This is a genomic window from Arthrobacter sp. D1-17 (assembly GCF_054130535.1).
In genome coordinates this window covers 1,061,479-1,083,836 of record NZ_CP096382.1, presented here as the reverse complement: position 1 = coordinate 1,083,836, position 22,358 = coordinate 1,061,479, and the positions used below count along the sequence as shown (strand labels likewise).

Annotated in this window: 21 protein-coding genes; 6 read left to right on the top strand and 15 right to left on the bottom strand. The window is 66.4% G+C overall.

All coding sequences use genetic code 11. The features are described from left to right. Positions 1–101: 101 nt before the first annotated feature. The gene (locus M1E01_RS05070) at positions 102–641 is read right to left on the bottom strand and encodes a hypothetical protein (protein ID WP_457974019.1); all 540 of its coding nucleotides are present in this window, start codon (positions 639–641) and stop codon (positions 102–104) included. 169 nt (positions 642–810) lie between these two features. Here M1E01_RS05070 and M1E01_RS05065 point away from each other — a divergent pair, with 169 nt between their 5' ends. From M1E01_RS05065 to M1E01_RS05055, 3 genes are all read left to right on the top strand, one after another. Next, positions 811–1,101 (top strand): hypothetical protein, encoded by a 291-nt coding sequence (locus tag M1E01_RS05065; RefSeq protein ID WP_457974018.1) that lies wholly within the window; start codon positions 811–813, stop codon positions 1,099–1,101. Positions 1,102–1,108: 7 nt separating this feature from the next. Then, complete coding sequence (locus tag M1E01_RS05060; protein ID WP_457974017.1) at positions 1,109–1,936, top strand: DUF1206 domain-containing protein; 828 nt, start codon at positions 1,109–1,111, stop codon at positions 1,934–1,936. An 82-nt stretch (positions 1,937–2,018) separates the two neighbouring features. Next, on the top strand, positions 2,019–3,479 hold the full coding sequence (locus M1E01_RS05055) for an SRPBCC family protein (RefSeq protein WP_457974016.1): 1,461 nt from the start codon (positions 2,019–2,021) through the stop codon (positions 3,477–3,479). Positions 3,480–3,599: 120 nt separating this feature from the next. Here M1E01_RS05055 and M1E01_RS05050 read toward each other — a convergent pair whose 3' ends face one another. The 7 genes from M1E01_RS05050 to M1E01_RS05020 all read right to left on the bottom strand — a co-directional run bounded on the left by M1E01_RS05050 (position 3,600) and on the right by M1E01_RS05020 (position 11,954). Then, positions 3,600–5,066 (bottom strand): FAD-dependent oxidoreductase, encoded by a 1,467-nt coding sequence (locus M1E01_RS05050; protein ID WP_457974015.1) that lies wholly within the window; start codon positions 5,064–5,066, stop codon positions 3,600–3,602. A gap of 101 nt (positions 5,067–5,167) precedes the next feature. Continuing rightward, the gene (gene cobA, locus M1E01_RS05045; RefSeq protein WP_457974014.1) at positions 5,168–6,448 is read right to left on the bottom strand and encodes a uroporphyrinogen-III C-methyltransferase; all 1,281 of its coding nucleotides are present in this window, start codon (positions 6,446–6,448) and stop codon (positions 5,168–5,170) included. A gap of 116 nt (positions 6,449–6,564) precedes the next feature. Next, the gene (locus M1E01_RS05040; RefSeq protein WP_457974013.1) at positions 6,565–7,476 is read right to left on the bottom strand and encodes a PLP-dependent cysteine synthase family protein; all 912 of its coding nucleotides are present in this window, start codon (positions 7,474–7,476) and stop codon (positions 6,565–6,567) included. Between the two features lie 240 nt (positions 7,477–7,716). Continuing rightward, positions 7,717–8,724: an ABC transporter permease gene (locus tag M1E01_RS05035; RefSeq protein ID WP_457974012.1), complete on the bottom strand. Its 1,008-nt coding sequence runs from the start codon at positions 8,722–8,724 to the stop codon at positions 7,717–7,719. Beyond that, complete coding sequence (locus M1E01_RS05030) at positions 8,714–9,439, bottom strand: ABC transporter ATP-binding protein (protein WP_457974011.1); 726 nt, start codon at positions 9,437–9,439, stop codon at positions 8,714–8,716. Before M1E01_RS05030 ends, M1E01_RS05035 begins: the two co-directional genes overlap by 11 nt. 52 nt (positions 9,440–9,491) lie before the next feature. Then, positions 9,492–10,625 (bottom strand): ABC transporter substrate-binding protein, encoded by a 1,134-nt coding sequence (locus tag M1E01_RS05025; protein ID WP_457974870.1) that lies wholly within the window; start codon positions 10,623–10,625, stop codon positions 9,492–9,494. A gap of 147 nt (positions 10,626–10,772) precedes the next feature. Further along, on the bottom strand, positions 10,773–11,954 hold the full coding sequence (locus M1E01_RS05020; RefSeq protein ID WP_457974010.1) for an RtcB family protein: 1,182 nt from the start codon (positions 11,952–11,954) through the stop codon (positions 10,773–10,775). A gap of 79 nt (positions 11,955–12,033) precedes the next feature. Between M1E01_RS05020 and M1E01_RS05015 the strand changes: the two genes are divergently transcribed. Continuing rightward, positions 12,034–12,492 carry an SRPBCC family protein gene (locus M1E01_RS05015; protein WP_457974009.1) on the top strand — a complete coding sequence of 153 codons (459 nt, stop codon included), beginning with the start codon at positions 12,034–12,036 and terminating at the stop codon, positions 12,490–12,492. A 99-nt stretch (positions 12,493–12,591) separates the two neighbouring features. Here M1E01_RS05015 and M1E01_RS05010 read toward each other — a convergent pair whose 3' ends face one another. The 5 genes from M1E01_RS05010 to M1E01_RS04990 all read right to left on the bottom strand — a co-directional run bounded on the left by M1E01_RS05010 (position 12,592) and on the right by M1E01_RS04990 (position 18,412). Next, positions 12,592–14,007: a sulfate adenylyltransferase subunit 1 gene (locus M1E01_RS05010; RefSeq protein WP_457974008.1), complete on the bottom strand. Its 1,416-nt coding sequence runs from the start codon at positions 14,005–14,007 to the stop codon at positions 12,592–12,594. Further along, the gene (gene cysD / locus M1E01_RS05005; RefSeq protein ID WP_457974007.1) at positions 14,007–14,954 is read right to left on the bottom strand and encodes a sulfate adenylyltransferase subunit CysD; all 948 of its coding nucleotides are present in this window, start codon (positions 14,952–14,954) and stop codon (positions 14,007–14,009) included. The genes M1E01_RS05010 and cysD overlap by 1 nt, the downstream gene beginning before the upstream one ends. Further along, positions 14,951–15,742 (bottom strand): phosphoadenylyl-sulfate reductase, encoded by a 792-nt coding sequence (locus tag M1E01_RS05000; protein ID WP_457974006.1) that lies wholly within the window; start codon positions 15,740–15,742, stop codon positions 14,951–14,953. Before M1E01_RS05000 ends, cysD begins: the two co-directional genes overlap by 4 nt. Next, positions 15,739–17,478: a nitrite/sulfite reductase gene (locus tag M1E01_RS04995; RefSeq protein WP_457974005.1), complete on the bottom strand. Its 1,740-nt coding sequence runs from the start codon at positions 17,476–17,478 to the stop codon at positions 15,739–15,741. The genes M1E01_RS05000 and M1E01_RS04995 overlap by 4 nt, the downstream gene beginning before the upstream one ends. A gap of 169 nt (positions 17,479–17,647) precedes the next feature. Further along, complete coding sequence (locus M1E01_RS04990; protein WP_457974004.1) at positions 17,648–18,412, bottom strand: sirohydrochlorin chelatase; 765 nt, start codon at positions 18,410–18,412, stop codon at positions 17,648–17,650. A 60-nt stretch (positions 18,413–18,472) separates the two neighbouring features. On the opposite strand from M1E01_RS04990, the gene M1E01_RS04985 reads away from it, so the two are divergent. Together M1E01_RS04985 and M1E01_RS04980 are read left to right on the top strand one after the other, a co-directional pair. Then, a complete protein-coding gene (locus M1E01_RS04985; RefSeq protein WP_457974003.1) occupies positions 18,473–19,144 on the top strand; it encodes a trimeric intracellular cation channel family protein in 672 nt (223 codons plus the stop codon). A 14-nt stretch (positions 19,145–19,158) separates the two neighbouring features. Continuing rightward, positions 19,159–19,584 (top strand): hypothetical protein, encoded by a 426-nt coding sequence (locus tag M1E01_RS04980; RefSeq protein WP_457974002.1) that lies wholly within the window; start codon positions 19,159–19,161, stop codon positions 19,582–19,584. 298 nt (positions 19,585–19,882) lie between these two features. Here the strand turns inward: M1E01_RS04980 and M1E01_RS04975 are convergent, their stop codons facing one another. After that, the gene (locus M1E01_RS04975) at positions 19,883–20,983 is read right to left on the bottom strand and encodes a polyprenyl synthetase family protein (protein ID WP_457974001.1); all 1,101 of its coding nucleotides are present in this window, start codon (positions 20,981–20,983) and stop codon (positions 19,883–19,885) included. A 9-nt stretch (positions 20,984–20,992) separates the two neighbouring features. Continuing rightward, positions 20,993–22,354 (bottom strand): geranylgeranyl reductase family protein, encoded by a 1,362-nt coding sequence (locus M1E01_RS04970; RefSeq protein WP_457974000.1) that lies wholly within the window; start codon positions 22,352–22,354, stop codon positions 20,993–20,995. Between the last annotated feature and the right edge of the window lie 4 nt (positions 22,355–22,358).

Below are 22,358 nucleotides of genomic sequence, written 5' to 3'. Positions count from 1 at the left end.
GCAACGGCGCCACATGGCAACGGCCGGGTCCCCGCTTGGGGACCCGGCCGTCGTCGTTCACTGACTCCTCAGCAAGCGGCAGAGGATCAGCTCCCACAGCATCAGTGGTCGCGGAGGCCCTTGAAAACGTTCTTGGGCCGCTGCATCTCGCCGTGCTTGGCTCCCAGCACAATGACCCAGGCCGCAAACGCCGGGATGGTCCACTGCAGAGCCTTCAGCTGCTTCTGTGCTGCCTGCAGCTGCTCCGATGCCCCGGGACGGGGTTCGGTGGCGCCTTCGGCCCCCTCGTCCGCCAGCTTGTCAACTTTCTTGCCCAGAGCGCCGGCATAGAGCGTGACGGCGGCACCCGCCAATGTCACTGCGGTCTTATAGATCGTGTCAGCGGCCACGCCGTCCTGCTTGGCAATCCGTTCCTTGTTCTCCAGGGCAATGAACAGGTCAGCGATGAGGTGGGTCGCAAACGCTGCGGTCTGCACCGGGGCCCACTTCATCCAGCCCCGGCTGGAGAGCCGCGTACGCTCCGCCGGGTCCTCTGCCTCGGCGGCTGCTCCATTCAAACCGATGGCGCCCATCAGCGAACCGCCGAACCAGGCAGCTGCCGTCAGGTCGTGGACGGATCGAGCCAGTAGATTTCCTGCCATGATGTGCTTCCTAACATAGAGGTCGGATCCGGACTAACGGCTTCCATGCCGCCTTCGGTTTTCCCTTCGGCGGCAGCCGCACCAAAGACATGGTTTACACATGGTAAGCACACTTACTAATGTTACGGAAGACCGTAACAGGTTCCGACTTGCGCGTAAGATCTTCGCCATGGAAGCAACAGGAACATTGTTTGGTTGGGCCTTCGGCGACGGGTCCCGCGAAGATGATGAAAGCTACCTGGAAGGGCTCCGCCGCGAGGCGCTGGAAAACGCCCGGCAGGCCGCCGCCGCCCGAGGCTTTGGGGTGGAGCCGGGTTCGGAGGGCTTCATGGTGCTCAACGCCGGCGATGCCTTGGTGGAGGTAGACACTGCACCTGATTCCCTGGTGGTCCGCTGCACGGTGAAGCTGACCGGAGAAGGCGCTGGGAAAGTTCACGCCGAAGGCCCCATGAACGGCTAGCGTGGACATGACGGACAAGGCAGCGCCGCTCGGCGAAGCGGCCGACGCGGCAGAGGCGGTATCGAATACCAAGACGCTCGACGTCCTCGCCCGTACCGGCTTCGCCGTCATGGCACTGCTGCATATAGTGGTGGGGGCCATCGCGATCGCCCTCGCGCTGGGCCAGCCCGGAGAGGCCGAGCCCACCGGTGCTATCGAGCAACTCGCTGCCAACGCATGGGGCCCTGCCCTGATGTGGGCGGGAATGGCCGCCTGCATCGGCCTGGCTCTCTGGCAACTGAGTGAGGCAACCCTGCGGGCCCGCCACCTGCCCACCAAGGAACGAGTGGGCAAGCACATCTCCTCCGGCTTCCTGTCAGTCGCGTACGGCAGCGTCGCCTTGACGTTCGGAGGCTTCGCCGTCGGACTGCGCGGCGATTCCGGAGAGTCAACGAGGGACGTCAGCGCTGCGCTGCTGGCCGCACCGTTCGGCACGGTCATACTAAGCGCCATAGGGCTCACCATTATGGGGATCGGAATTTACTTCATCCTGAAAGGGGTCCGGCGCCGGTTTAAGGAAGAACTCTTCCATTTCGACGGCTCCCGCCGCGGCCGCATCATCGATACCCTCGGCGTCATGGGGCATGTGGCCAAGGGCATTGCGCTGATCCTTGCGGGGCTCCTGTTTGTGATCGCGGCAGCCAAGCACACTCCGGAGGAGTCCACCGGGCTGGACGGCAGCCTCAAGGCACTGCGTGAACACCCCTATGGCCCTTATCTCCTTCTGGCGATCGGCGCCGGTTTTATCTGTTACGGCATGTTCGCGCTGGTCAGATCCAAGTTCGGCCGGATGTGACACTGGTGGTGACGCGATGATTAGGACCCGGTAGTTATTGGGACGGTGATCGAAAGTTTGTACACCATGAGGGAGGAACCGCATGACGCACGACCGCATGACACGTGGCCGCATGATGCATGGGCCGGGCGGGGCCGCCGGTCTGGGAACGGATTTGGCAGGGCGGGCCTTCGCCGCCGGCTTCAAAGCACTCAAAGCGCTCCGTCCCAACCGGCCGATCCATCCGAAGGGCATCAGCCTTATCGGTGAGCTGACCCGGCATGGCCTTGGCGACGCAGCCGCCTCCACGGGTTTGCCTCGCGAGCGGAGCGGCATCAGTTGGCTCGACTCCCCCGGCATCGACCAGGTGCAGGCCCGCTTCTCCCGCTCGATCGGCTTGCCGGCTACCCTCCCGGACATCTTGGGCCTTGCACTGCGCCTGGAGTCCGGACCCGGTATTGGTTCCGACGGCGGTCCCGCCGGCGGTTCCGTGGGCGGCAGTGGCGGTGACGTTCTCTTTGCAACAACCGGCTGGGGCTTTCCAGCGCGGTTCCTGCTGGTCCCGAAACTGGATGTCAGCGCCGCAAAGTTCACCACCCTCATGCCCTACAAAGGCGCGGACGGGCCGGTGCTCCTCGGGCTTCGAACGCTGTCCCTGCCGCCCCGGGCCACAGGCCGCGCGGAGACCGGTGGAGACTTCCGCGAGTCCCTTGCCGAAGGCGAGTGGGTCCTCGCACTGTCCTTCGCAAGGCCCGGCGGACGGTGGGTCCATGCCGGAACGCTCAACCTGAGGGCGGCCCCCGGCCAGGACGACACCGCTGACCGCTTCGACCCCATCGAACACCCGTTGCCGAGCGCTGAGACCTACCCGTGGACGCGGCGCCTCCGGGAGCATTCATACCGTACGGCGCGGGGGCCGGCCCCGCATCTTCCCGGAAACCGGGCACTGACGCCGCGTCTGCTAACGCCACGCCTGCTCACGCCGCGCTCTTCCGGCCGGCGGCGCCGGGCGGGCCGCGATGCCGCCCCCAGGCATGACCCGCAACAGGGCGGGCACCAGACTGAGCACCAGCGCGGGCACCAGCCTGGGCAGACCGAGAGGAAACCGATGGCCACAGTTACGCAGACCTTCAACTCTCCCGCCGCCGACGTGTGGAAGATTATTGCCGACGGCTGGCTTTACTCGGGCTGGGTGGTCGGGGCCTCAAGGATCCGCGCCGTCGACGCCCATTGGCCGGAAGTTGGCTCACGCCTGCATCATTCCGTCGGCGCCTGGCCGCTCGTGATCGACGACAGCACCAAGGTGACCGCGGTGGAACCCGGGAAGTCGCTGGAGCTGATCGCCCGGGGATGGCCGATGGGCGAGGCCAAGGTGCGGATCACCTTGGAGGATGAGGGGACCCAGTGCCGCGTCTCCATCATTGAGGACGCCATCCACGGGCCCGGGCTGGCCGTCCCGAAGATGCTGAGGGATCCGGCCATCACCATCCGCAACCGCGAGACCCTTAAGCGGCTTGAACTGATGGCCGCCGGGGGCGCGGGCGAAAAGACCACTGGAGCTTAAAACCACCGGAACTCAAAGACCACTGCAGCTTAACGCAAACGCGGGCTTACCCGGCGCCCCATTCCGTGAGTGGAACAGGCGCTGAGTAAGCCCGCTGTAGAGACGTCAGCGCTTCCGGAGCTAGACCCCGGCGGCAACACCGTCCCGGGAGATGGACACCATGTCCTCGCGCGGCACGACCTTGATGCGCTCACGCACAACCTGAACACCGTGCGAGCCGCCGGCGGCGGTCGCCTCGGCGCCCAGGGCGAGTTCGTGCGCGTCGAGGGCCAGCCAGCCTTCCCAGGTGGTGTACTCCACGCCGCGGCCTTCCAGCAGTTCGACGACGGCGCCTGCGGCGGGTGCCTGGGCGACCGGAAGGTTTTCGCGGTCTTCCAGCAGGTAAGTCACCGTCTCCAGGGCGTCGCCCTTGGTGTGGCCGATGAGTCCGACCGGACCGCGCTTGATCCAGCCGGTGGCGTAGATGCCCGGCACGTGCTCGCCGGAAGCGTCCAGGACGCGGCCGCCGTCGTTCGGGATGACACCCTTCTTGTGGTCAAACTCGATGTCCGGGAGGGCGGAGCCGAAGTAGCCGATGGCGCGGTAGACAGCCTGCACCGGGTAATCGATGTACTCGCCGGTGCCGCGAACGTTGCCGGTGCCGTCCAGTTCGGTGCGCTCAAACTTGATGCCGCTGACGCGCCCGGGGTTCTCGGCGTCGTCGTAAATCTCCACCGGGCTGTGCAGGAAGTGCAGGTGGAGGCGGCGGGAGGCCTTGAGTTCGGAAACGTCCTCGGGCTGCTCGGCGATCCAGTTGGTGAGCGTGCCGACCATGGTCTTGGTCTGGTTGTTGCTCTGGATCTGGCGGTCCGATTCCTCGTCGAACTCGAAGTCCTCCGGGTACAGGATGATGTCCACGTCCTTGGAGTGCGACAGTTCGCGCAGCTCCAGCGGGGTGAACTTGACCTGGGCGGGCCCGCGGCGGCCGAAGACGTGGACGTCGGTGACGGGAGAAGCCTTCAGCCCCGCATAGACGTTGTCCGGAATCTCGGAGACCAACAGGTCATCGGCGTGCTTGGAGAGGACGCGGGCCACGTCAAGCGCCACGTTGCCGTTGCCGATGACGGCAATTTCCTTGGCCTCCAGCGGCCATTCACGGGGAACGTCCGGGTGGCCGTCGTACCAGGACACAAAGTCAGCGCCGCCGAAGGAGCCGTCGAGTTCGATGCCCGGGATGTTCAGGTCCGCGTCCTTGATGGCGCCGGTGGCGAAGATGACGGCGTCGTAGTGCGTGCGCAGGTCCTCGATGGTGAGGTCCGTGCCGTAGTCAACGTTGCCGAAGAAACGGATGTCGCCGCGGTCCAGGACCTTGTGCAGGGCGTTGACGATGCCCTTGATGCGGGGATGGTCGGGAGCGACGCCGTAGCGGATCAGGCCGTAGGGTGCCGGGTAGCGGTCGAAGAGGTCGATGCTGACGGTCAGCTCGCCGCTCTTCACGGCCTCGCTCTTGGTGAGGATGTCCGCTGCGTAGACGCCGGCCGGGCCGGAGCCGATGACGGCCACGCGCAACGGGCGGGCAGCTGTTCCTACGGTGGTGCTGGTTGACACGGCTGTGTTCCTTTTCTTCGGTCCCGCCCAACTGACTCGCAGTTGTGGTCGTTTTGACGGCTCAAAACGACACTTACTGCCGGCCGTTGGGATATTGGGGGCTAGGGGGTGAGAACGCGGGTAGTGCTCGTGGTTCTGGTGCGGGGCTTGTTGGGGCTGGTGGTGCTGTAGTCAGCAGTTTTGAAGTGCGACGGCGCGAACGGGCTCACGCGCACAACGTCACCGATGACGATCACTGCAGGATTCGCGACGCCGGTGGCCTCGGCCTGGTCGGCGATGGTTCCGAGGGTACCGATGGTGACGCGTTGGTTCGGCAGGTAGCCGTTTTCCACAATACCAACCGGAGTGTCCTCGGGCAGGCCGGCTTTGCCCAGAGCGGACGCGGATTCGCGCAACTGGCCAACGCCCATGAGGAGCACCACAGTGTGGTCAGGGCGGGCGGGAACCTCGGACAGTTCCTCGTGACCGGTGACGACGCTGAAGCCCTTCGCCAGCCCGCGGTGCGTTACGGGAATACCGGCGGCCGCCGGGACCGAGATCGCCGACGTTACGCCGGAAACCACTTCAACCTCGACGCCGTGCCGGCGGCAGAATTCAGCTTCCTCGCCGCCGCGGCCCAGTACGTAGGGGTCGCCGCCCTTGAGCCGCACCACGCGGTGGCCTGCGAGGGCTTCGTCTACGAGGATCCGGTTGATCTCGGCCTGCGGGACGGGGTGGTGGCCGGGGGTCTTGCCGACCTCGATGACACGGACATCGGGGGCAAGTTCGTTTAGCAGGTCGCGGGGGCCGAGGCGGTCGGTGACCACGACGTCGGCCTGGCCAAGGAGCCGCCGTCCGCGGACGGTGATGAGGCCGCTGTCGCCGGGACCGCCGCCCACCAGGGCAACGGTTCCTGCAGAGGCACGACGGCGGCGGAGCGGCAGGTCCCCGGACTCCAGAGCAGTGGCGACGGCGTCCCGCAGGGCCATGGCGCGGCGCGGGTCTCCCCCGGCGTTGACCGCGATCTTCACGTCGTCCACGACGGCGACGGCGGGGGTCCATGCGGCGGAGGCTTCGTGGTCAGAGGCGTTGACGCACCAGACGCGCTGCGCCTCGGCGTCCGACGACACCTGGGCGTCCGCAGCGGAATCGCCGGTGGCAGTCTGGACGAACCAGACGCCGTCGACGTCCTCAGAGCGGTAGGTGCGGGGCTCCCAGGTGAGCAGGCCGGCGTCGGCGAGTTCGCTGAGGGCAGCGGAGGCAACGGGGGCAACCACGGTGACCCGCGCGCCGGCGTCGAGCAGGCCCTTTGCGCGGCGTGTGGCGACGGGCCCGCCGCCCACCACGAGCACGGGGCGGCCGAGCAGTCGCAACGCCGTGGGATAGATGTCCTGAATTGCCATAGATCAACGGTAGGGCCGCGTCACACGCCCCAACAACGGCGGGGAAACACCAGTTCACGCAAGGTAATGCTGCGTCACAATGCGCCGGGTGGCGGCGGGCCGGGGCAATAGAACCCCTATCCGTAGAGGCTGGTACTGAGATAGCGCAACCCGGAGTCAACGATGACTGTGACAACGGTTGCGCCGGGCCCGAGCTGCTCGGCTACGCGCAGAGCGGCAATAATATTGCCTCCCGAGGAAGTGCCCGCGAAGACGCCTTCCTCGCGGGCGAGCCGACGGCTCATTGCCATAGCGTCGTCTGAGGAAACCCGTTCAATCGCATCCACTTCCTCGGGTTCCCACAAGGGCGGAAGGAAGCCGATGCCGATTCCTTCAATCCGATGGGAACCGGTAGGGCCTCCGGAAAGGACGGCGGACTCGGCGGGCTCGACGGCGACTACGCGTAGCCCCGGTATATGGGCACGCAGGGCCCGTGCTGCGCCATGGATGGAGTGCGCGGTGCCAACCGACTGGACAAGGGCGTCCACCTGTCCGCCCGACTGCTGCCAGATCTCCTCTCCCAACGCCAAGTAGCCGGTGACCGCGTCACGATTGTTGAGCTGGTCGCAGGCCCAGTAGCCAGGCAGGGCACTGAGTTCACCAGCCCGGGCGATCATCGCCTTGATCAGCCGCTCAGTGATCCGTCCGTGGTCGCTCGGCATGTCCTCCACGATTGCCCCGAGCGCCTCCATGGTGCGGCGTTTCTCGCTGCTGAACGCGTCCGAGAAGACGACATGGAGCTTGTAGCCCTTGGCAGCGCAGACCAGGGCGAGGGAGATGCCTGTTGTGCCGGCCGTGTACTCCACGACGGTATAACCCGGAGCGAGATCACCGCGGGCTTCGGCACCTCGAATCGCCGCTATGGCCATCCGGTCTTTCATGCTGCCGGTGGGGTTTGCGAACTCGAGCTTGGCGAGCACCCTGGCCGATCCCGGGGGCACCACCTTGCGAAGCTGAATCAGCGGTGTGGAACCGATCGCCGACAGCACTCCTATGCCTGGTCCAATTGTGCGTGGTCCAATTGTGCCTGGTCCAAATGCATGTTCCACCGAATGTCCTCTCGCCGCACTGCGAGCTTGCCCTGCTGACGGCCAAGGTACACCCTTCCCCAGAGGGAAGCGAGCAATCTCCGCCATGGCCGCCCGCCGCAAACCTGGACAGAACGGACAGCAGAAAGCCCGACGGCGGTTACCGCCGTCGGGCTTTCTTGTCCAGTGCGCTGCAGGTGCTTAGCGGGTGCTGCCGGACAGGAGGCCGCGGCGCTGGAGCAGTCGCTTCTCCACGGGGCCGAAGACGAGCAGCTCGATCAGGATGCCGACCGCGAGGATGAGCAGGATCGCGGACATCACGATGGTCATGTCGGCGAGGTCCCGGCCCTGGTTGAGCATGGAGCCGAGACCGAAGCCGATGGTGCCGCCCACAGCGATGATTTCCGCGGCCATGAGCGAACGCCAAGAGAACGCCCAGCCCTGCTTGAGGCCGCTCAGGTAGCCGGGAAGGGCTGCCGGGAGGATGATCTGCACGGCCATCTGCAGCCGGGAGGCGCCCAGGACTGTGCCGACGCTGCGGTACTGCGGCGGGATCTGGTCCACGCCGGAGATCAGGCCGTTGATGATGGAAGGGATGGCGCCCATGAACACCACGAAGTACACCGTGGCGTCAGTGAGGCCGAACCAGATGATGGCCGCCGGCACCCAGGCCACCGAAGGCAGGACCTGCAGCCCGGAGATGAGGGGGCCGAACGCGCGGCGCAGCGGAGCCACCTGGGCCAGCAGCAGGCCGACCGGCGTCGCGATGACAACGCTGATCAGGAAGCCCAGCAGCCCGCGCTGCAGCGATGTCCATACGGCGTCCAGCAACGACCCTTCGGCCCAGAGCGCGCCGAACTGCGCCGCCACATCCAGCGGTCCCGGCACCTGGTCGCGGCGCTTGAGGCCGAGCGAGACGTAGAACTGCCAGATGATGACGAGCACCACGACGGCGGCGATCGGCAGCAGGACCCTGCTCCAGTCGACACGCACCTTCCGGGCGGCGTCGGACTGCAGGGAGTCCAGCCCGGATTCGAGTTCGCGCAGGTCGGCGGAGCCGGTGGAGGACCGCGTCAGGGCAGCGTGGACCTTTTCAGAGCCTGACGCAGCGCCGGTTGAGCTCGTCGAAGCCTTTGTCCCGGCAGGCTCGACTAGCGGGGACCCGGTTGTCTCTGGCGACTCCGCCACGGGAGATGGGTTACTTGGCATGGCGGCGGATCTCCTCTCGCAGCCGGGCGGTGATGACCCCGGTCAGCTGTCCGGCAAGACCGGCGTCGGTACGGCGTTCTTCAGTGACTGCCCATTCCTGCACGACGCGGCCGGGCCGTGAGGAGAGCAGCAGCACGCGCTGGCCCAGGCGGACCGCCTCGCGGACGTTGTGCGTCACAAAGACGATGGTGCGCCCGGTTTCCTTCCAGATGCGCTCAAGTTCGTCGTGGAGCAGGTCCCGGGTGATGGCGTCCAGGGCGGCGAACGGCTCATCCATGAGGAGCAGCTGGCGGTCCTGGGCGAGCGAACGGGCCAGCGCCACACGCTGGCGCATCCCGCCCGACAGCTCGTGCGGGCGCTTGTCGGCGGCCTCCGCCAGGTGCACCAGGTCCAGGAGCTCGGCGGCCTTCACGCGCCGCTCGGCCTTCCCCACGCCGCGCAGCTTCAGCGCCAGCTCCACGTTTTCACGCGCCGTAAGCCACGGGAACAGTGCGGAGTCCTGGAACATGAAGGCGGCACCGTCGCTGGGCACCTCCAGAGCGCCCGACGTCGGGAGCTCCAGTCCCGCCATGATGTTCAGCAAAGTGGACTTGCCACAGCCCGACGCGCCGAGGAGGGCGACGAACTCGCCCTTGGCGATGGTCGCGTTGACGTCGTCCAGCACCGGGGCGCCTTCGCCGAAGCGCTTGCCCAGGTTCTCCAGTACGACTGGCATGGTCCCGTCCTTTGTTCGTGTGCGTTAAATGCAGTGGTGCGGAGGGCGGGAGCTAGTCCTGCCCCAGCCCTGCCGCCGAAATTTTGTTCTTGGCTACGGAGTTCAACGCCCTGAGGTCGAAGAGGCCGGAGAGGTTTGCCTCCTTGGTGGTGCCAGCATCCACGCCGTCCTGCAGCAGCTTCTTGTAGGTTCCTGCCAGTGGGTCCACTGTGAACACGATGTTCTGCAGTGAGCGGTCGATGACGTCCTGCGACAGCGCTTTGCCCGCGTCCTGCTTCAGGGCCGCGTTGACGACGCTGGCCTTTTCGGCGGCCGGAGTGTCATTGAGCCACTGCACCGCTTCAACGTGTCCCGTGAGCAGCGCCTGCACGGTCTCCGGATGTTCGGCCGCGAATTTCTTATTCACGATCAGGATGGTGGTGGGGAACTCTCCCGGCTTGCCCGTCCCGGAGCCGTCCCACAGGTCCTTCTCATCCACCAGGACCTTGGCACCGGCCTGGAGCACCAGACGGGACGCCCACGGCTCAGGCAGCCACGCGCCGTCAAGCTTGCCGTCCTGGAACAGTTTCAGCGTCTGCGCGTTCTCGGTGGGATTGATGGCAACGTCTCCGCCGCCGTCGGGAGTGGTCTTGTAGCCCTGTTTGCCCAGCCAGGCGCGCAGCGCCACGTCCTGGGTACCGCCCAACTGGGGCGAGGCCAGGGTCTTGCCCTTCAGGTCTTTTGCGTTATTGATCTCCGGCTTCACCACCAGCTGCGCGCCGCCGGATGCTGCCCCGGCGATGACGCTGACGGACTCCCCGTTGCTTTTGACGAATGAATTAATCGCCGGGTTGGGACCGATATAGGCGGCGTCGATCGCACCGGCGTTCAGTGCCTCGATTGCGGCGGGCCCGGCATTAAAGACCTGGGTGCTGAGCCTGGTGCTGCCAAGGTTCTTCTCGATGAAGCCCTGCTTCACGCCGACGAGCGCTGCGGCGTGCGTGATGTTGCCGAAGTACCCCAGCTTTAGCTCACTCGCGGGACCTTCAGAGGAAATTGAGGCGGCCGAGGCGTTTGAATCCCGGGCCACAGCGGAGGCCATCACAGCGCCCACGATGATCAGCAGGACCAGGCCAAGGGCCAGCGCGACTTCCAGGCCACGGCGGCGCTTGGGCGTCTGGCTTTCGCCGGCCACAATGCGGGTCATACCCGGCCTGGAAGTAGTCATGAATTCACCATAGGGAGTGCGGTAAACCGGGTTCAACGGATCGGAAACCCGGGGTCACGCAGGTTCATGCAGCGTCACATTCGGCCACGAATTCTCCGAGCCCGCGGCCCGAGGGAACTCGAGGAGTCAGTCCCCCTTGACATTGACGAGCTGCCGCAGCCGGTGCCGCACCCTGACGAGGTCGGCAGCATCGCGCATCACCTGGTCGATGGGCTTGTACGCTGCCGGAATCTCGTCGATGAACGCCTCGGTGACGCGGAACTCGATGCCGTGCATGGCTTCCTTCAGCTGAGCCAGGGAGAACGCCTTGCGCGCCGCTTTGCGCGAGTACTCCCGTCCGGCGCCGTGCGGAGACGAATTCAGGGACACCGGGTTACCCAGGCCTTCAACCACATACGATGCCGTGCCCATGGAGCCCGGAATCAGCCCCGGATCCCCTGCCTCGGCTTTAATGGCGCCTTTGCGGGAAACCCAGACGGACTTGCCGTAATGGGTCTCCCGCTGTGTGAAGTTGTGGTGGCAGTTGATCCGTTCCATTTCTTTGACGGCGCCTTCTTTGACGGCGCCGGCCACCCATTTGCCGAACTGGGTGATGACGCGGTCCATCATCTCTTCGCGGTTCAGCAGGGCAAAGTGCTGGGCCCATCTGAGCTCTTCCATGTACCTCGTGAACTGGGGTGTGCCCTCCTCGAGGTAGGCAAGGTCCCGGTCCGGCAGGGTCAGGCGCTTATCCCAGGCCACACCCTGCGCCACTGAGATGTGGTGCTGGGCTATCTTGTTGCCGATACCCCTCGACCCGGAGTGGAGGAACAGCCAGATGCCGTCGTTCTCGTCGGCACATACCTCGATGAAGTGATTGCCGGAGCCGAGGGACCCCAGCTGCAGGTCCCAGTTCCCCATGTACCGTCCGGGGTCAAACCCGGCCTTGTCGGCCCGCCTCCGCAGCTCGGCGACCCGCGGTGCCGCAGAGGCCGCTATCTTCTTGTTGTTGTGGCCGGCTGACAGCGGAATAACGCGCTCAATGTCCTCGCGCAGCGGGCGACGGTCCCGCGGCAGCTCCTTGAGCGTGTACTGGGTCCGCACCGCGATCATGCCGCAGCCGATGTCCACCCCTACCGCCGCCGGGATGATGGCTCCGAGCGTAGGAATGACGGACCCCACCGTTGCACCCTTGCCGAGGTGCGCATCCGGCATCAGCGCCAGATGCGGGTAGATGAAGGGCAGCTGCGCGGTCGCCAGGGCCTGCTCGCGGGTCTTGTCGTCCAGGATCGAGGCCCAGTTGATGAGCCGGCTGCTGATGGTTTCCACGGCTTCCCCTCCACGGACTGAACGAGGACTAACGTAATTTCTAGGCTAACCCTCGGCCTTTTCAAAAGGAGACACAAGCATGGTGAACGTCCAGACAGAGATCCTGATCCGGCGGCCGCGCCCGGAAGTTGCGGAATTCGCGGCAAATCCGGACAACGCCCCGCGGTGGTACTCGAACATCCACTCGGCGCAGCGGTTGACGGCGGGTCCCATCGACGTCGGATCCAAGGTCGCCTTCACCGCCAGGTTCCTCGGCCGGGACCTGAGCTACACCTACGAATTCGTCGAGTACATCCCGGGCGAGAAGCTGGTGATGCGCACCGCCCACGGTCCATTCCCGATGCAGACCAGATACATGTGGGAAGAGGTCAGCGGCGGGACCCGTATGACGCTGGGCAACACGGGAAAGCCATCAGGCTTCTCAAAGCTCGCGGGGCTGTTCATGGCACCGATGATCCGCAGGGAAACGCGCAAGGACCTGCAGAAGCTCAAGACGCTCCTCGAAGCCGGCGAGGCAACGGGCACCGGTCAGGCCTAAACCCTTGGCTTAAGCGGCCTTAGCCCGCTCAAGCGGCCCTGGGCAGGGCCGCTTGAGCTGGGCAGGGCCGCTTGACCTGGGCAGGGCCGCTTGTGCGGGTCAGATGCTGTAGCGCTCGTCCTCGTGGTCGCCCGGGTGGTCCTTGACCAGTCCCGCGGCGAGGGTGTTGCCGTCGAGCGGGTCGATCACCAGGAACGCGCCCGTGCGGCGGTGGTGGAGGTAGTTCTCCAGCGGCAGCGGGGCGGCGAGCCGGAGCTGCGCGTGGCCGATGTCGTTGAGCTCAAGGCTGGAGGCGCCTTCGAGCTTGAAGGTGGCCAGGTCCAGCTTGCCGCTCACGCTGCGGACCAGTGCCTGGACGGTGCGGGTGCCGTGCTTGACCAGTACTTTGGCGCCCTCGCGCAGCGGCTTCGGGGACAGCCAGCACAGCGCGGCGTAGAGGTCGGCCGAACTTTCACGGACTGTGCCGGCTGCGGCGATGGTGTCACCGCGTGCGACATCGAACTCGTCAGCCAGTCGGATCGCCACCGACTGGGGCGCGGCTGCCTCCTCCAGAGAGGTACCGGCGAAGTCGATGCCGGTCACCGTAGTGGTACGCGGGTCCTGGCCGGGAGTCAGCACGCTGACCTTGTCCCCCACCTTTACGGAGCCCTCGGTGATCTGCCCTGCGTAGGCGCGGTAGTCACGGTACGCCTCAGGGTCGAGGCCGCCGGCCACAGCATCGGGCGCCAGCGCACCCTGCGGCCGGATGACCAGTTGCACCGGGAACCGGAAGCTCTCCAGGTGGCTTTCCAGCTCGTCGGCGGCCGGCAGCGTCTCGAGCACCTCGAGCAGCGCCGGGCCGGTGTACCAGGGGGTGCGCTCCGAGCGCTCCACCACGTTGTCGCCGTCGAGCGCGGAAACCGGAACCACCAGCAGATCCGTAATTCCATCCGAACCAAGCCCTAGTTCGCGGCCCACCTGCTGGACGTCAGCTTCGATCTCACGGAACACCGACTCGCTGAAGTCCACGAGGTCGATCTTGTTCACGGCCACGATCACGTGCGCAACCCGAAGGAGCTGCAGCACGGAGAGGTGCCGGCGGGTCTGCTCCAGGACACCCTTGCGGGCGTCAATGAGCACGACGACGGCATCCGCAGTGGACGCGCCGGTCACCGTGTTCTTGGTGTACTGCACGTGCCCGGGGCAGTCCGCGAGGATGAAGCTGCGCCGGTCCGTGGCGAAGTAGCGGTAGGCGACGTCGATGGTGATGCCCTGCTCGCGCTCGGCACGCAAGCCGTCTGTCAGCAGGGCCAGGTCGATGCCGCCCTTGTCGCCACCGAAGCCGCGGTCTGCGGAAGTACGGGCAACGGCGTCGAGCTGGTCGGCGAGGATCGCCTTGGAATCGTGCAGGAGGCGGCCCACCAAAGTGGACTTGCCGTCGTCGACCGATCCTGCGGTGGCGAACCGGAAAAGCGTCGTGGGCAGGGCCGTTTCCAAGGCGGACTCGGTGACTGAGCCTGTCGAAATCGTGCTCATTAGAAATACCCGTCCTTCTTGCGGTCTTCCATGGCTGCCTCGGAGATGCGGTCATCTGCGCGGGTGGCGCCACGTTCGGTCAGGGTGGAGGCGGCGACTTCAACAACGACATCAGCCACCGTGTACGCGTCGGACTCGACGGCGCCGGTGCAGGACATGTCCCCCACCGTGCGGTAGCGAACGGTCTTGGTGATGACGTTCTCGTCGGGGCGCGGCTGCGAAACCTCGCCCACTGCGCGCCACATCCCGTCACGGGCGAAGACCTCGCGCTCGTGGGCGTAGTACAGGCCCGGCAGCTCGATGTTTTCGCGCTCGATGTAGCGCCAGATGTCCAACTCGGTCCAGTTGCTGATGGGGAACGCACGGACGTGCTGGCCCACGGTGTGGCGCCCGTTGTAAAGGTTCCACAACTCGGGGCGCTGGTTGCGCGGATCCCACTGGCCGAACTCGTCACGGAGGCTCAGGATGCGCTCCTTGGCGCGGGCCTTGTCCTCGTCACGGCGGCCGCCGCCGAAGACGGCGTCGAACTTGTTGGACTGGATGGCGTCCAGCAGCGGAACGGTCTGCAGCGGGTTGCGGGTGCCGTCGGCGCGCTCCGCGAGCTCGCCCCGGTCGATGAACTCCTGAACACTGCCGACGACGAGCTTCAGGCCCAGCCGTTCGACGGTGCGGTCGCGGAAGTCGATGACCTCGGGGAAGTTGTGGCCGGTGTCCACGTGCAGCACGGGGAACGGAACCTTGCCCGGCCAGAATGCCTTCGTGGCCAGGTGCAGCATCACCACGGAGTCCTTGCCGCCGGAGAACAGCAGGGCAGGCTTCTCGAACTCGGCAACAACCTCGCGGATGATGTGGATCGCTTCGGACTCGAGGGTGTCCAGGCTGGAGAGGCGCGTGGAGGCTGCGACTTCGGTCACCTGGGTGGGCTCCTCGGTTAGGAAAGTGCTCATACGTGTAGTCCGCATTCTGTCTTGTTGGTTCCTGCCCAGCGGCCGGCGCGGGGGTCCTCGCCTGGAGCCACCTTGCGGGTGCAGGGCTGGCAACCGATGGACGGGTAGCCCTGGGACAGGAGCGGGTTGACTGGCAGGAGGTTGTCGTCGGAGTACTGAACAAGCTGGTCAAAAGTCCAGGCAGCCATCGGGTTGACCTTGACCAGGCCGTTGGCTTCGTCCCACGTCACCAGCGGGGTGTTGGTGCGCGTGGGGGCCTCGTCGCGGCGGACGCCGGTGAACCAGAGTTCGTAGCCGGAGAGCGTGCGGCGCAGCGGGGCAACCTTGCGGAGGGCGCAGCACTGGGCGGCGTCACGGGCAAAGAGGTCCTTACCCAGGAGCCGGTCCTGCTGCTCCACGGTGTTTTCGGGGAGCACGTCCACCACGTTCACCCGGAGGTTTGCAGCCACCTCGTCACGTGTGGCGTAGGTTTCCGGGAAATGGTAGCCGGTCTCCAGGAACAGGACGTCGACGCCGGGAAGCTGATCGGCGACGAGCGCCGGCAGCACGGCGTCGGCCATCGAGCAGGCGACGGCGACGGCGGGCAACTCGAAGTTGCGCTCCACCCAGGCGATCACGTCGCGTGCGGGAGCGTCCCAGCCGAGCTCGGCGGCGCCGGCGTCGGCCAGGGCCTTCAGCTCCTCCGTGGAACGCTTGGCGGGCGATGCGCCGGCGACCGTGGCGGCAACCTGGGCTGCGGCGGCACCTGGACCGGCGACGGGGTCGACGCCAAGGGCGTGCTTGCTCACTGGAGTGCCTCCTCGTCAGCTGCGTGGGCCCACTCGGCGAAGGTCTGGCCTTCGGCGCGGTCTGCGACGAAACGCCGGACAACCCGCTCGACGTAGTCGGGCAGGTCCGCGACGTAGACCTTCAGGCCGCGGACGGTACGTCCGAGGCCGGCCTCTTCACGGTCGGAGGAAGCCAGCCCGCCGCCCAGATGGACTTGGAAACCCGGGGTGGGGTCGCCTCCCGGCGTGGGAAGCATCATGCCCTTGAGTCCGATGTCCGCGGTCTGGATGCGGGCGCAGGAGTTTGGGCAGCCGTTGATGTGCAGGGACAGTGCCTGCGGGAGCTGGCCGCTGTCCGCGAGGTCCGCCAGGCGGCGTTCCAGTTCGGCGACGGCGGTGGCAGCGGTGACCTTGGTTTCAACGATGGCCAGCTTGCAGAACTCAATGCCGGTGCAGGCGATGGTGCCGCGGCGGAACACTGATGGGCGGGCGGAGAGGCCCAGGGCGTCCAGCTCGGCGACCAGGGGTTCCACTTCGTCCTTGGGGACGTCGAGGACCACGAGCTTCTGGTGGGGGGTGGTGCGCAGCCGGTATGAGCCGCGGGATTCGAGGGTGTCCGCGAGCTTCACCAGCTGGGAACCGGAGAGGCGGCCCGCAATCGGAGTCGCGCCGATGAAGAACTTGCCGTCCTTCTGCTCGTGCACGCCCACGTGGTCGCCCGGGGTGGACGGCTTGGGGGCGGCGGGACCGTCGGCCAGCTTGTAGCCGAGGTATTCGTCCTCGAGGATCTGGCGGAACTTCTCGGGACCCCAGTCGGCCATGAGGAACTTCAGGCGGGCCTTGGTGCGCATGCGGCGGTAGCCGTAGTCGCGGAAGATGCTGGTGACGCCGAGCCACACGTCGGCAGCCTGTTCCGGCGTGACGAACGCGCCGAGGCGCTTGCCGAGCATCGGGTTGGTGGAGAGGGCGCCGCCGGCCCAGAGGTCGTAGCCCACACCGAGCTCAGGGTGCTTCACGCCGACGAGCGCAAAGTCGTTGATCTCGTGCACCACGTCCTGGCTCGGGTGGCCGGTGATGGCGGTCTTGTACTTGCGCGGCAGGTTGGACAGGATCGGGTTGCCAATGAACCGCTCCCCCAGCTCTTCGATGAGCGGGGTGGGGTCAATGAGCTCGTCCTTGGCGATGCCGGCCACCGGGGAACCGAGGATGACGCGCGGGACGTCACCGCAGGCTTCGGTGGTGGACAGGCCGATGGCTTCGAGGCGGCGCCAGATCTCCGGCACATCCTCGACCCGGATCCAGTGCAGCTGGATGTTCTGGCGGTCCGTGAGGTCGGCGGAATCCCGGGCGAAGTCGACCGAGATCCGGCCGATGACGCGGAGCTGCTCGGTGGTGAGCGCGCCGCCGTCGATCCTCACGCGCAGCATGAAGTACTTGTCCTCAAGCTCGTGCGGTTCGAGCGTGGCGGTCTTACCGCCGTCGATCCCGGGCTTGCGCTGGGTGTACAGACCCCACCAGCGGAAGCGGCCGTGCAGGTCCTGGCCGGGAATGGCGTCGAAGCCTTCCTTCGAGTAGATGGACTCGATACGCTCGCGGACGTTGAGGCCGTCGTCTTCCTGCTTCCAGGTTTCGTTGGCGTTCAGCGGGGTGGTTCCGTCCACCTTCCACTGGCCGTGAGGCTTTGCGGCGGGGCGGGAGGAACGGGCTGGGCGCACGGGCTTGTCCGTCGCCGCTCCGGCTAGAGCTGTATCAGTCATGCATCGACTGTAGAGCCGCCTGGAAACCCGTCACAAAGCCCCGGAAACGCTAAGTCACCTAGGGAAATATTTCGTCATGAATCGCCGAAGGGCCTTGAACAGGCCCGGTGGCTGTGCATCGCCGGTGTGTTTCAGAGGGCGCTTTGAGCCCTGCTCGAGCCGTGCGGATTCAGGCTCTTGCCCCGGCGGCCGCCAATGCTGCATCGAAACGTTCGAGGGCGATCTCGGCGAGCACCGGGGACGGCAGCAGTGGTGCGGTGACGAGGTCGGCTCCGGCCTTGGCGAGCTGGTCGTGGAAGTATCCGGGCGCGAGAAGGTAGGACGCAATGACCACCCGGCCGCCCATGTCCACGCCACCTGCAGATTCCCCTGCGCCTGCACCGCCGGCGGCTTCCTCCCGGAGCATGGCCACTGCTTCCGGCACCGAGGGCTTGGCGGAGGCACCATAAGCGGGCGCGATCCGGTTCGAGCGCAGCGCCCGCAGCTGCCCTGTCAGCTCCTCAACGCTCAAAGCGGCGTTGGGGTTCGAGGAGCCTGCCGCGGCGAGGACGATCGAGTCGTTGTCGGTGACGCCTGCTTCGCGGAGCCGCTGGTCGAGCAGCGCCGCCAGCCTGGGATCGGGACCGAGCGGCGCCGCGGCCAGGGTCCCGGGCCGGCTCTTGACCGCCCGCGCGATGTCCACCTTCACGTGGTACCCCACACTGAGGAGGAGCGGCACCACCACAGCGGAAGCGCCGGCCGATCCGCCGTCGGGATCCTCGGGAAGGCCTGTCACGACGTCCACGAGGTCGGGCTGCTGGACGTCCACATACGCTTCCCGGACGTCGAGCCCGGGGCGAAGCGCCGCGATGGAGTCGCGGAGGGCGTTGACCTCGGCCGCTCCCTGGGCGTTCGAGGTCCCGTGGGCACAGGCGATCATGATCGGGCTATTCATAGGGGCTAGCGTAACGTTGGAGCCGCACTGTCCGCCCCTCTGCACGAGCCGGGACGCTCCATGACATTCCCCTTTGACATTGCCCTGGTGTGGCTGGACCTGACCGGCGTCTTTTTCTTCGCGGTCTCCGGGTCACTGCTGGCCGCGCGGAAGCAGTTCGACATCATCGGCTCCCTCCTCCTGGCGTCCCTCGTCTCCCTTGGCGGCGGCGTAATCCGCGACATCGTCCTCAACACGGGCCCGCCAGCCGCCTTCACCAACCCCGCCTATCTCGCACCTCCCGTGCTCGCCACCGTCTTGGTCTACTTCCTGTTCTCCAGCGCCCAGCGCTTCACCTCTCTGCTCACCCTGTTCGACGCCGGCGGCCTCGCACTGTTCTGCATCACCGGCACGCTGAAGGCGCTGGCGCTGGGGATGAATCCGGTGGCGGCCGTCCTGCTCGGCGTCACCACCGCGGTGGGCGGCGGCCTGCTGCGCGACATCACTGCCAACGAGGTTCCGCAGCTGTTCGATGCCCGGGACCTCTACGCGCTGCCCGCCTTCACGGGTGCTGTGCTCACTGCCATCCTGTGGGTTTCGGGCGGCTTCAATGCGTTCTCAGCCTGCGCCATCGCGGCCGTTGTCTTTGCCTTCCGGGTGGTGGCATGGCGCCGTTCCTGGCGGATTCCGCTGGCCGTTCGCGGGTGGCATCGGCTTGGCCCTGACGCCGGGAATTCGAGGGGCCGGGATTAGCTAGGATAAGAGCCATGACTGACATGTTCCTCGAGAAGTTCCGCGCGCTCGTTCCGAAGTATCTCGAAGACGAATGGCAGGAAGAGGACGGGCTGCCTGAGGAAGACCTCGATAAGGCCCTCGCCGACCACCAGTTCACCATTCCCCTGGTGCTGCGCGAGTTTTACCTCGCCCTCGGCGGCTGCGAGGACCTCATGGAGGCCTACCACTACTTCTGGGATCCCGAGGAACTCGAGGTGGACGACGAAGGCTTCCTCATGTTCCTCGAGGACGAGGAAGAAAACTTCACCTGGGGCTTCCGCGTGGGCGACCTCAGCGTCCCGGACCCGATCGTGTACCGCCGCAACAACGTCCGGGGCCAGTGGAAGAGTGAAGAGGGAACCTTCTCGGAGTTCGTCTTCGACATGTTTGAGTGGGCCTTCGAGGACGAGGACAACTAGGGCTGCTTGGCCGTCGGCGCCGGGTTTCCTCCGGTCGCCGCGGAATTTCCCCACCTTCGGAGTTCCCCGGCGGTGTGTCTGCCGGAAACGCCGTGCTGCGCCCGGGTAAGGGCTGCCGGGGATAATGCAGCTGTGACACGCCTTTTAACAAGTGACTTGAATAATGTGACAAACCTGTCATAGGCTGGTTCATGGATCCACCAAATGCCTCCGGTGGATTTGATGCGAACGGAGAAACGGCCCCGGTTCCTGGCAGTGTGGCGCTGCAGGGAACCGGGGCCGTTCCGGTTAACGGAAGCTAGCTTGCGCGGTCCACTACGGCCCGGGCGAAGCTGGACAGCGAGTCCTTGACTACTCCTTCGGGCAGCGGTGCCAGGGCGGCGATCGCCTCGTCAGCCCAGGCCCTGGCAACCACCCAGGATGCGGCGGTGACCGGGTGCTCCCGCAGTCCGGAAACCGCTTCGGCGAGTGCCTCATCGGAGGAGAGATCGCCGTCGATCAGGGTGAGAAGTTCGACGGCGGACTGGTCGCCTTGCGCTGCGGCGTTGCGCAGGAGCAGGACCGGAAGGGTGGGCACGCCTTCCCGCAGGTCCGTGCCCGGGGACTTGCCGGACTTGACCTTGGCCCCGGTGACGTCGATGACGTCGTCGGCCAGCTGGAAAGCTACGCCGACCTTTTCGCCATACTCCACCAGGACCTCTTCGTAGGACTCGTCGGCGCCGGAGAAGATGGCGCCGAGCTGGCCGGATGCCGCCACCAGGGAGCCGGTCTTATCCGCGATCACTGACAGGTAGTGCTCCACCGGGTCCTCATCCGGGCGTGGGCCAACGGTTTCGTGGAGCTGGCCCAGGCACAGCCGCTCGAAGGTGCGCGCCTGGATGCCAAGGGCGCGGGAGCCCAGCTCGGACACCAGGATGGAGGCGCGGGCGAAGATCAGATCGCCGGTCAGAACCGCCACGGAGTTGCCCCACACCTCGTGTGCAGTGGGGGCGCCGCGGCGGAACGGAGCGGAGTCCATGACGTCGTCGTGGTACAGCGTGGCAAGGTGCGTCAGCTCCACGACGACGGCGGCCTGCACGACGGAGGGCAGGGAGGCGTCGCCGAGGTGGGCACAAAGCAGGGTCAGCAGGGGGCGGATCCGCTTGCCGCCGGCCTCCACGAGGTGCCGCGACGTTGCGTCAGCCAGGGGGTCCGAGTTGGCGATGGCTTCGCGGAGTTTCTTCTCCACGCGGGCCAGATTGGTGGTGATCGCAGGCCCGAGTTCGGGGTCTTCCGCGATGGCCGCGAAGCCTGCCGGCAGCTGCAGTCCGGTGGCTATTGCGGTGGTGTTGAGGCTGGGTTCTGAATCCGGCAGGCCGTGCCCGGCGTGCGTCCAGCTGTGGTTCGCGGAGTTTGTCACGGGTTAACCCTAACTTTTTGTTGCGGAAACCGCTGATTTGAGGCCGGACGGGGCGTGGGCTGAGGTGTTGGACGTGGCCGGCACCAGCAGTTCCAGGACGCGGATGGCCCGGTCCTCGAAACCCTTGGCCGACGGATCGGTGAGGTTGGCCAGCAGCCGGACCACGAAACGCATCAGCACGGGGACCGGCATTCCGGTCCGCAGCGCGAGCTTCATGACCGCGGGCTTTCCGATGAGCACGGCAAACGCCCGGCCGAGCGTGAAGTGCGATCCCCACTGGTCGCGCACATAGTCCGCGTATCCGGCGAGGCGGGCATCGGCGTCGGACGCGCTCCAGCCTGCGGAGGCGGAGTCCATGGAAGCGGACCGGCTGGAGGCCTGCCGGGAGGCGTCGATGATGAACTCCGCCGCGAAACGGGCGGACTCCATGGCATAGGAAATTCCCTCACCATTGAACGGGGACACCATGCCACCGGCGTCGCCGAGAAGCAGCAGGCCGGGCGAGTAGTGCGGGGTGCGGTTGAAGCCCATGGGCAGCGCGGCCCCGCGGATCTCCCCCACCTGGTTCTCCGGGGTGAAGCCCCATTCGGAGGGCATTCCGGCGGTCCATTCGCGCAGGACCTGCTTGTAGTCCAGCTTGCCGAATTCCTTGGAGGAGTTCAGGATGCCGAGGCCAACATTTGATGTGCCGTCGCCGACGCCAAACACCCAACCGTAGCCGGGCAGCAGCTTGCCGTCGCGCCCGGGAAGCTCCAGCCAGCCTTCCATCCACTCGTCATCGTGGCGGGGCGACGTGAAGTAGGTGCGAACGGCGACGCCAAGCGGGCGGTCATCGCGCTTGTGGATTCCGAGTGACAGGGCGGTTCGGGTGGAGTTGCCGTCCGCTGCGAGCACGACGTCGGCACTGAAGTCGCGCGTTTCCCCCGTCTTGCGCCCTGACTCGTCGAGGATCGCTGCGCGTACGCCGGTCACCCGTCCGTCCTCGTTGCGAAGCGCCTCGGTAACGCTGTGGCCTTCCAGCACGACGGCGCCCGCCGCCTGAGCGTGCCGGGCCAGCTCCTCGTCGAAGCCAAGGCGTGTGCGGATCAGGCCGTACTGCGGAAAGTCGGACAGCTCGGGCCAAGGCAGTTCCAGGCTGCGCCCACCCGCGAGGAGGCGCAGGCCCTTGTTCCGGCGCCAGCCGTCCTTCTCAGGATGCGGCAGGCCAAGCTTCTGGATCTCGCGGACAGCGCGGGGCGTGAGCCCGTCGCCGCACACCTTTTCCCGCGGGAAGCTGGTTTTCTCCAGCACGGTGACGTCGATGCCGGCCTTGGCCAGGTAGTACGCGGCGGTGGATCCGGCCGGACCCGCGCCAACAATGAGTACGTTCACAGTG

Coding starts and splice junctions, on each gene's coding strand:
- M1E01_RS05070 (WP_457974019.1), bottom strand. CDS start 641: ATGGCAGGAAATCTACTGGCTCGATCCGTCCACGACCTGACGGCAGCT.
- M1E01_RS05065 (WP_457974018.1), top strand. CDS start 811: ATGGAAGCAACAGGAACATTGTTTGGTTGGGCCTTCGGCGACGGGTCC.
- M1E01_RS05060 (WP_457974017.1), top strand. CDS start 1,109: ATGACGGACAAGGCAGCGCCGCTCGGCGAAGCGGCCGACGCGGCAGAG.
- M1E01_RS05055 (WP_457974016.1), top strand. CDS start 2,019: ATGACGCACGACCGCATGACACGTGGCCGCATGATGCATGGGCCGGGC.
- cobA (WP_457974014.1), bottom strand. CDS start 6,448: ATGGCAATTCAGGACATCTATCCCACGGCGTTGCGACTGCTCGGCCGC.
- M1E01_RS05035 (WP_457974012.1), bottom strand. CDS start 8,724: ATGCCAAGTAACCCATCTCCCGTGGCGGAGTCGCCAGAGACAACCGGG.
- M1E01_RS05030 (WP_457974011.1), bottom strand. CDS start 9,439: ATGCCAGTCGTACTGGAGAACCTGGGCAAGCGCTTCGGCGAAGGCGCC.
- M1E01_RS05025 (WP_457974870.1), bottom strand. CDS start 10,625: ATGACCCGCATTGTGGCCGGCGAAAGCCAGACGCCCAAGCGCCGCCGT.
- M1E01_RS05015 (WP_457974009.1), top strand. CDS start 12,034: ATGGTGAACGTCCAGACAGAGATCCTGATCCGGCGGCCGCGCCCGGAA.
- M1E01_RS05010 (WP_457974008.1), bottom strand. CDS start 14,007: ATGAGCACGATTTCGACAGGCTCAGTCACCGAGTCCGCCTTGGAAACG.
- cysD (WP_457974007.1), bottom strand. CDS start 14,954: ATGAGCACTTTCCTAACCGAGGAGCCCACCCAGGTGACCGAAGTCGCA.
- M1E01_RS04995 (WP_457974005.1), bottom strand. CDS start 17,478: ATGACTGATACAGCTCTAGCCGGAGCGGCGACGGACAAGCCCGTGCGC.
- M1E01_RS04990 (WP_457974004.1), bottom strand. CDS start 18,412: ATGAATAGCCCGATCATGATCGCCTGTGCCCACGGGACCTCGAACGCC.
- M1E01_RS04985 (WP_457974003.1), top strand. CDS start 18,473: ATGACATTCCCCTTTGACATTGCCCTGGTGTGGCTGGACCTGACCGGC.
- M1E01_RS04980 (WP_457974002.1), top strand. CDS start 19,159: ATGACTGACATGTTCCTCGAGAAGTTCCGCGCGCTCGTTCCGAAGTAT.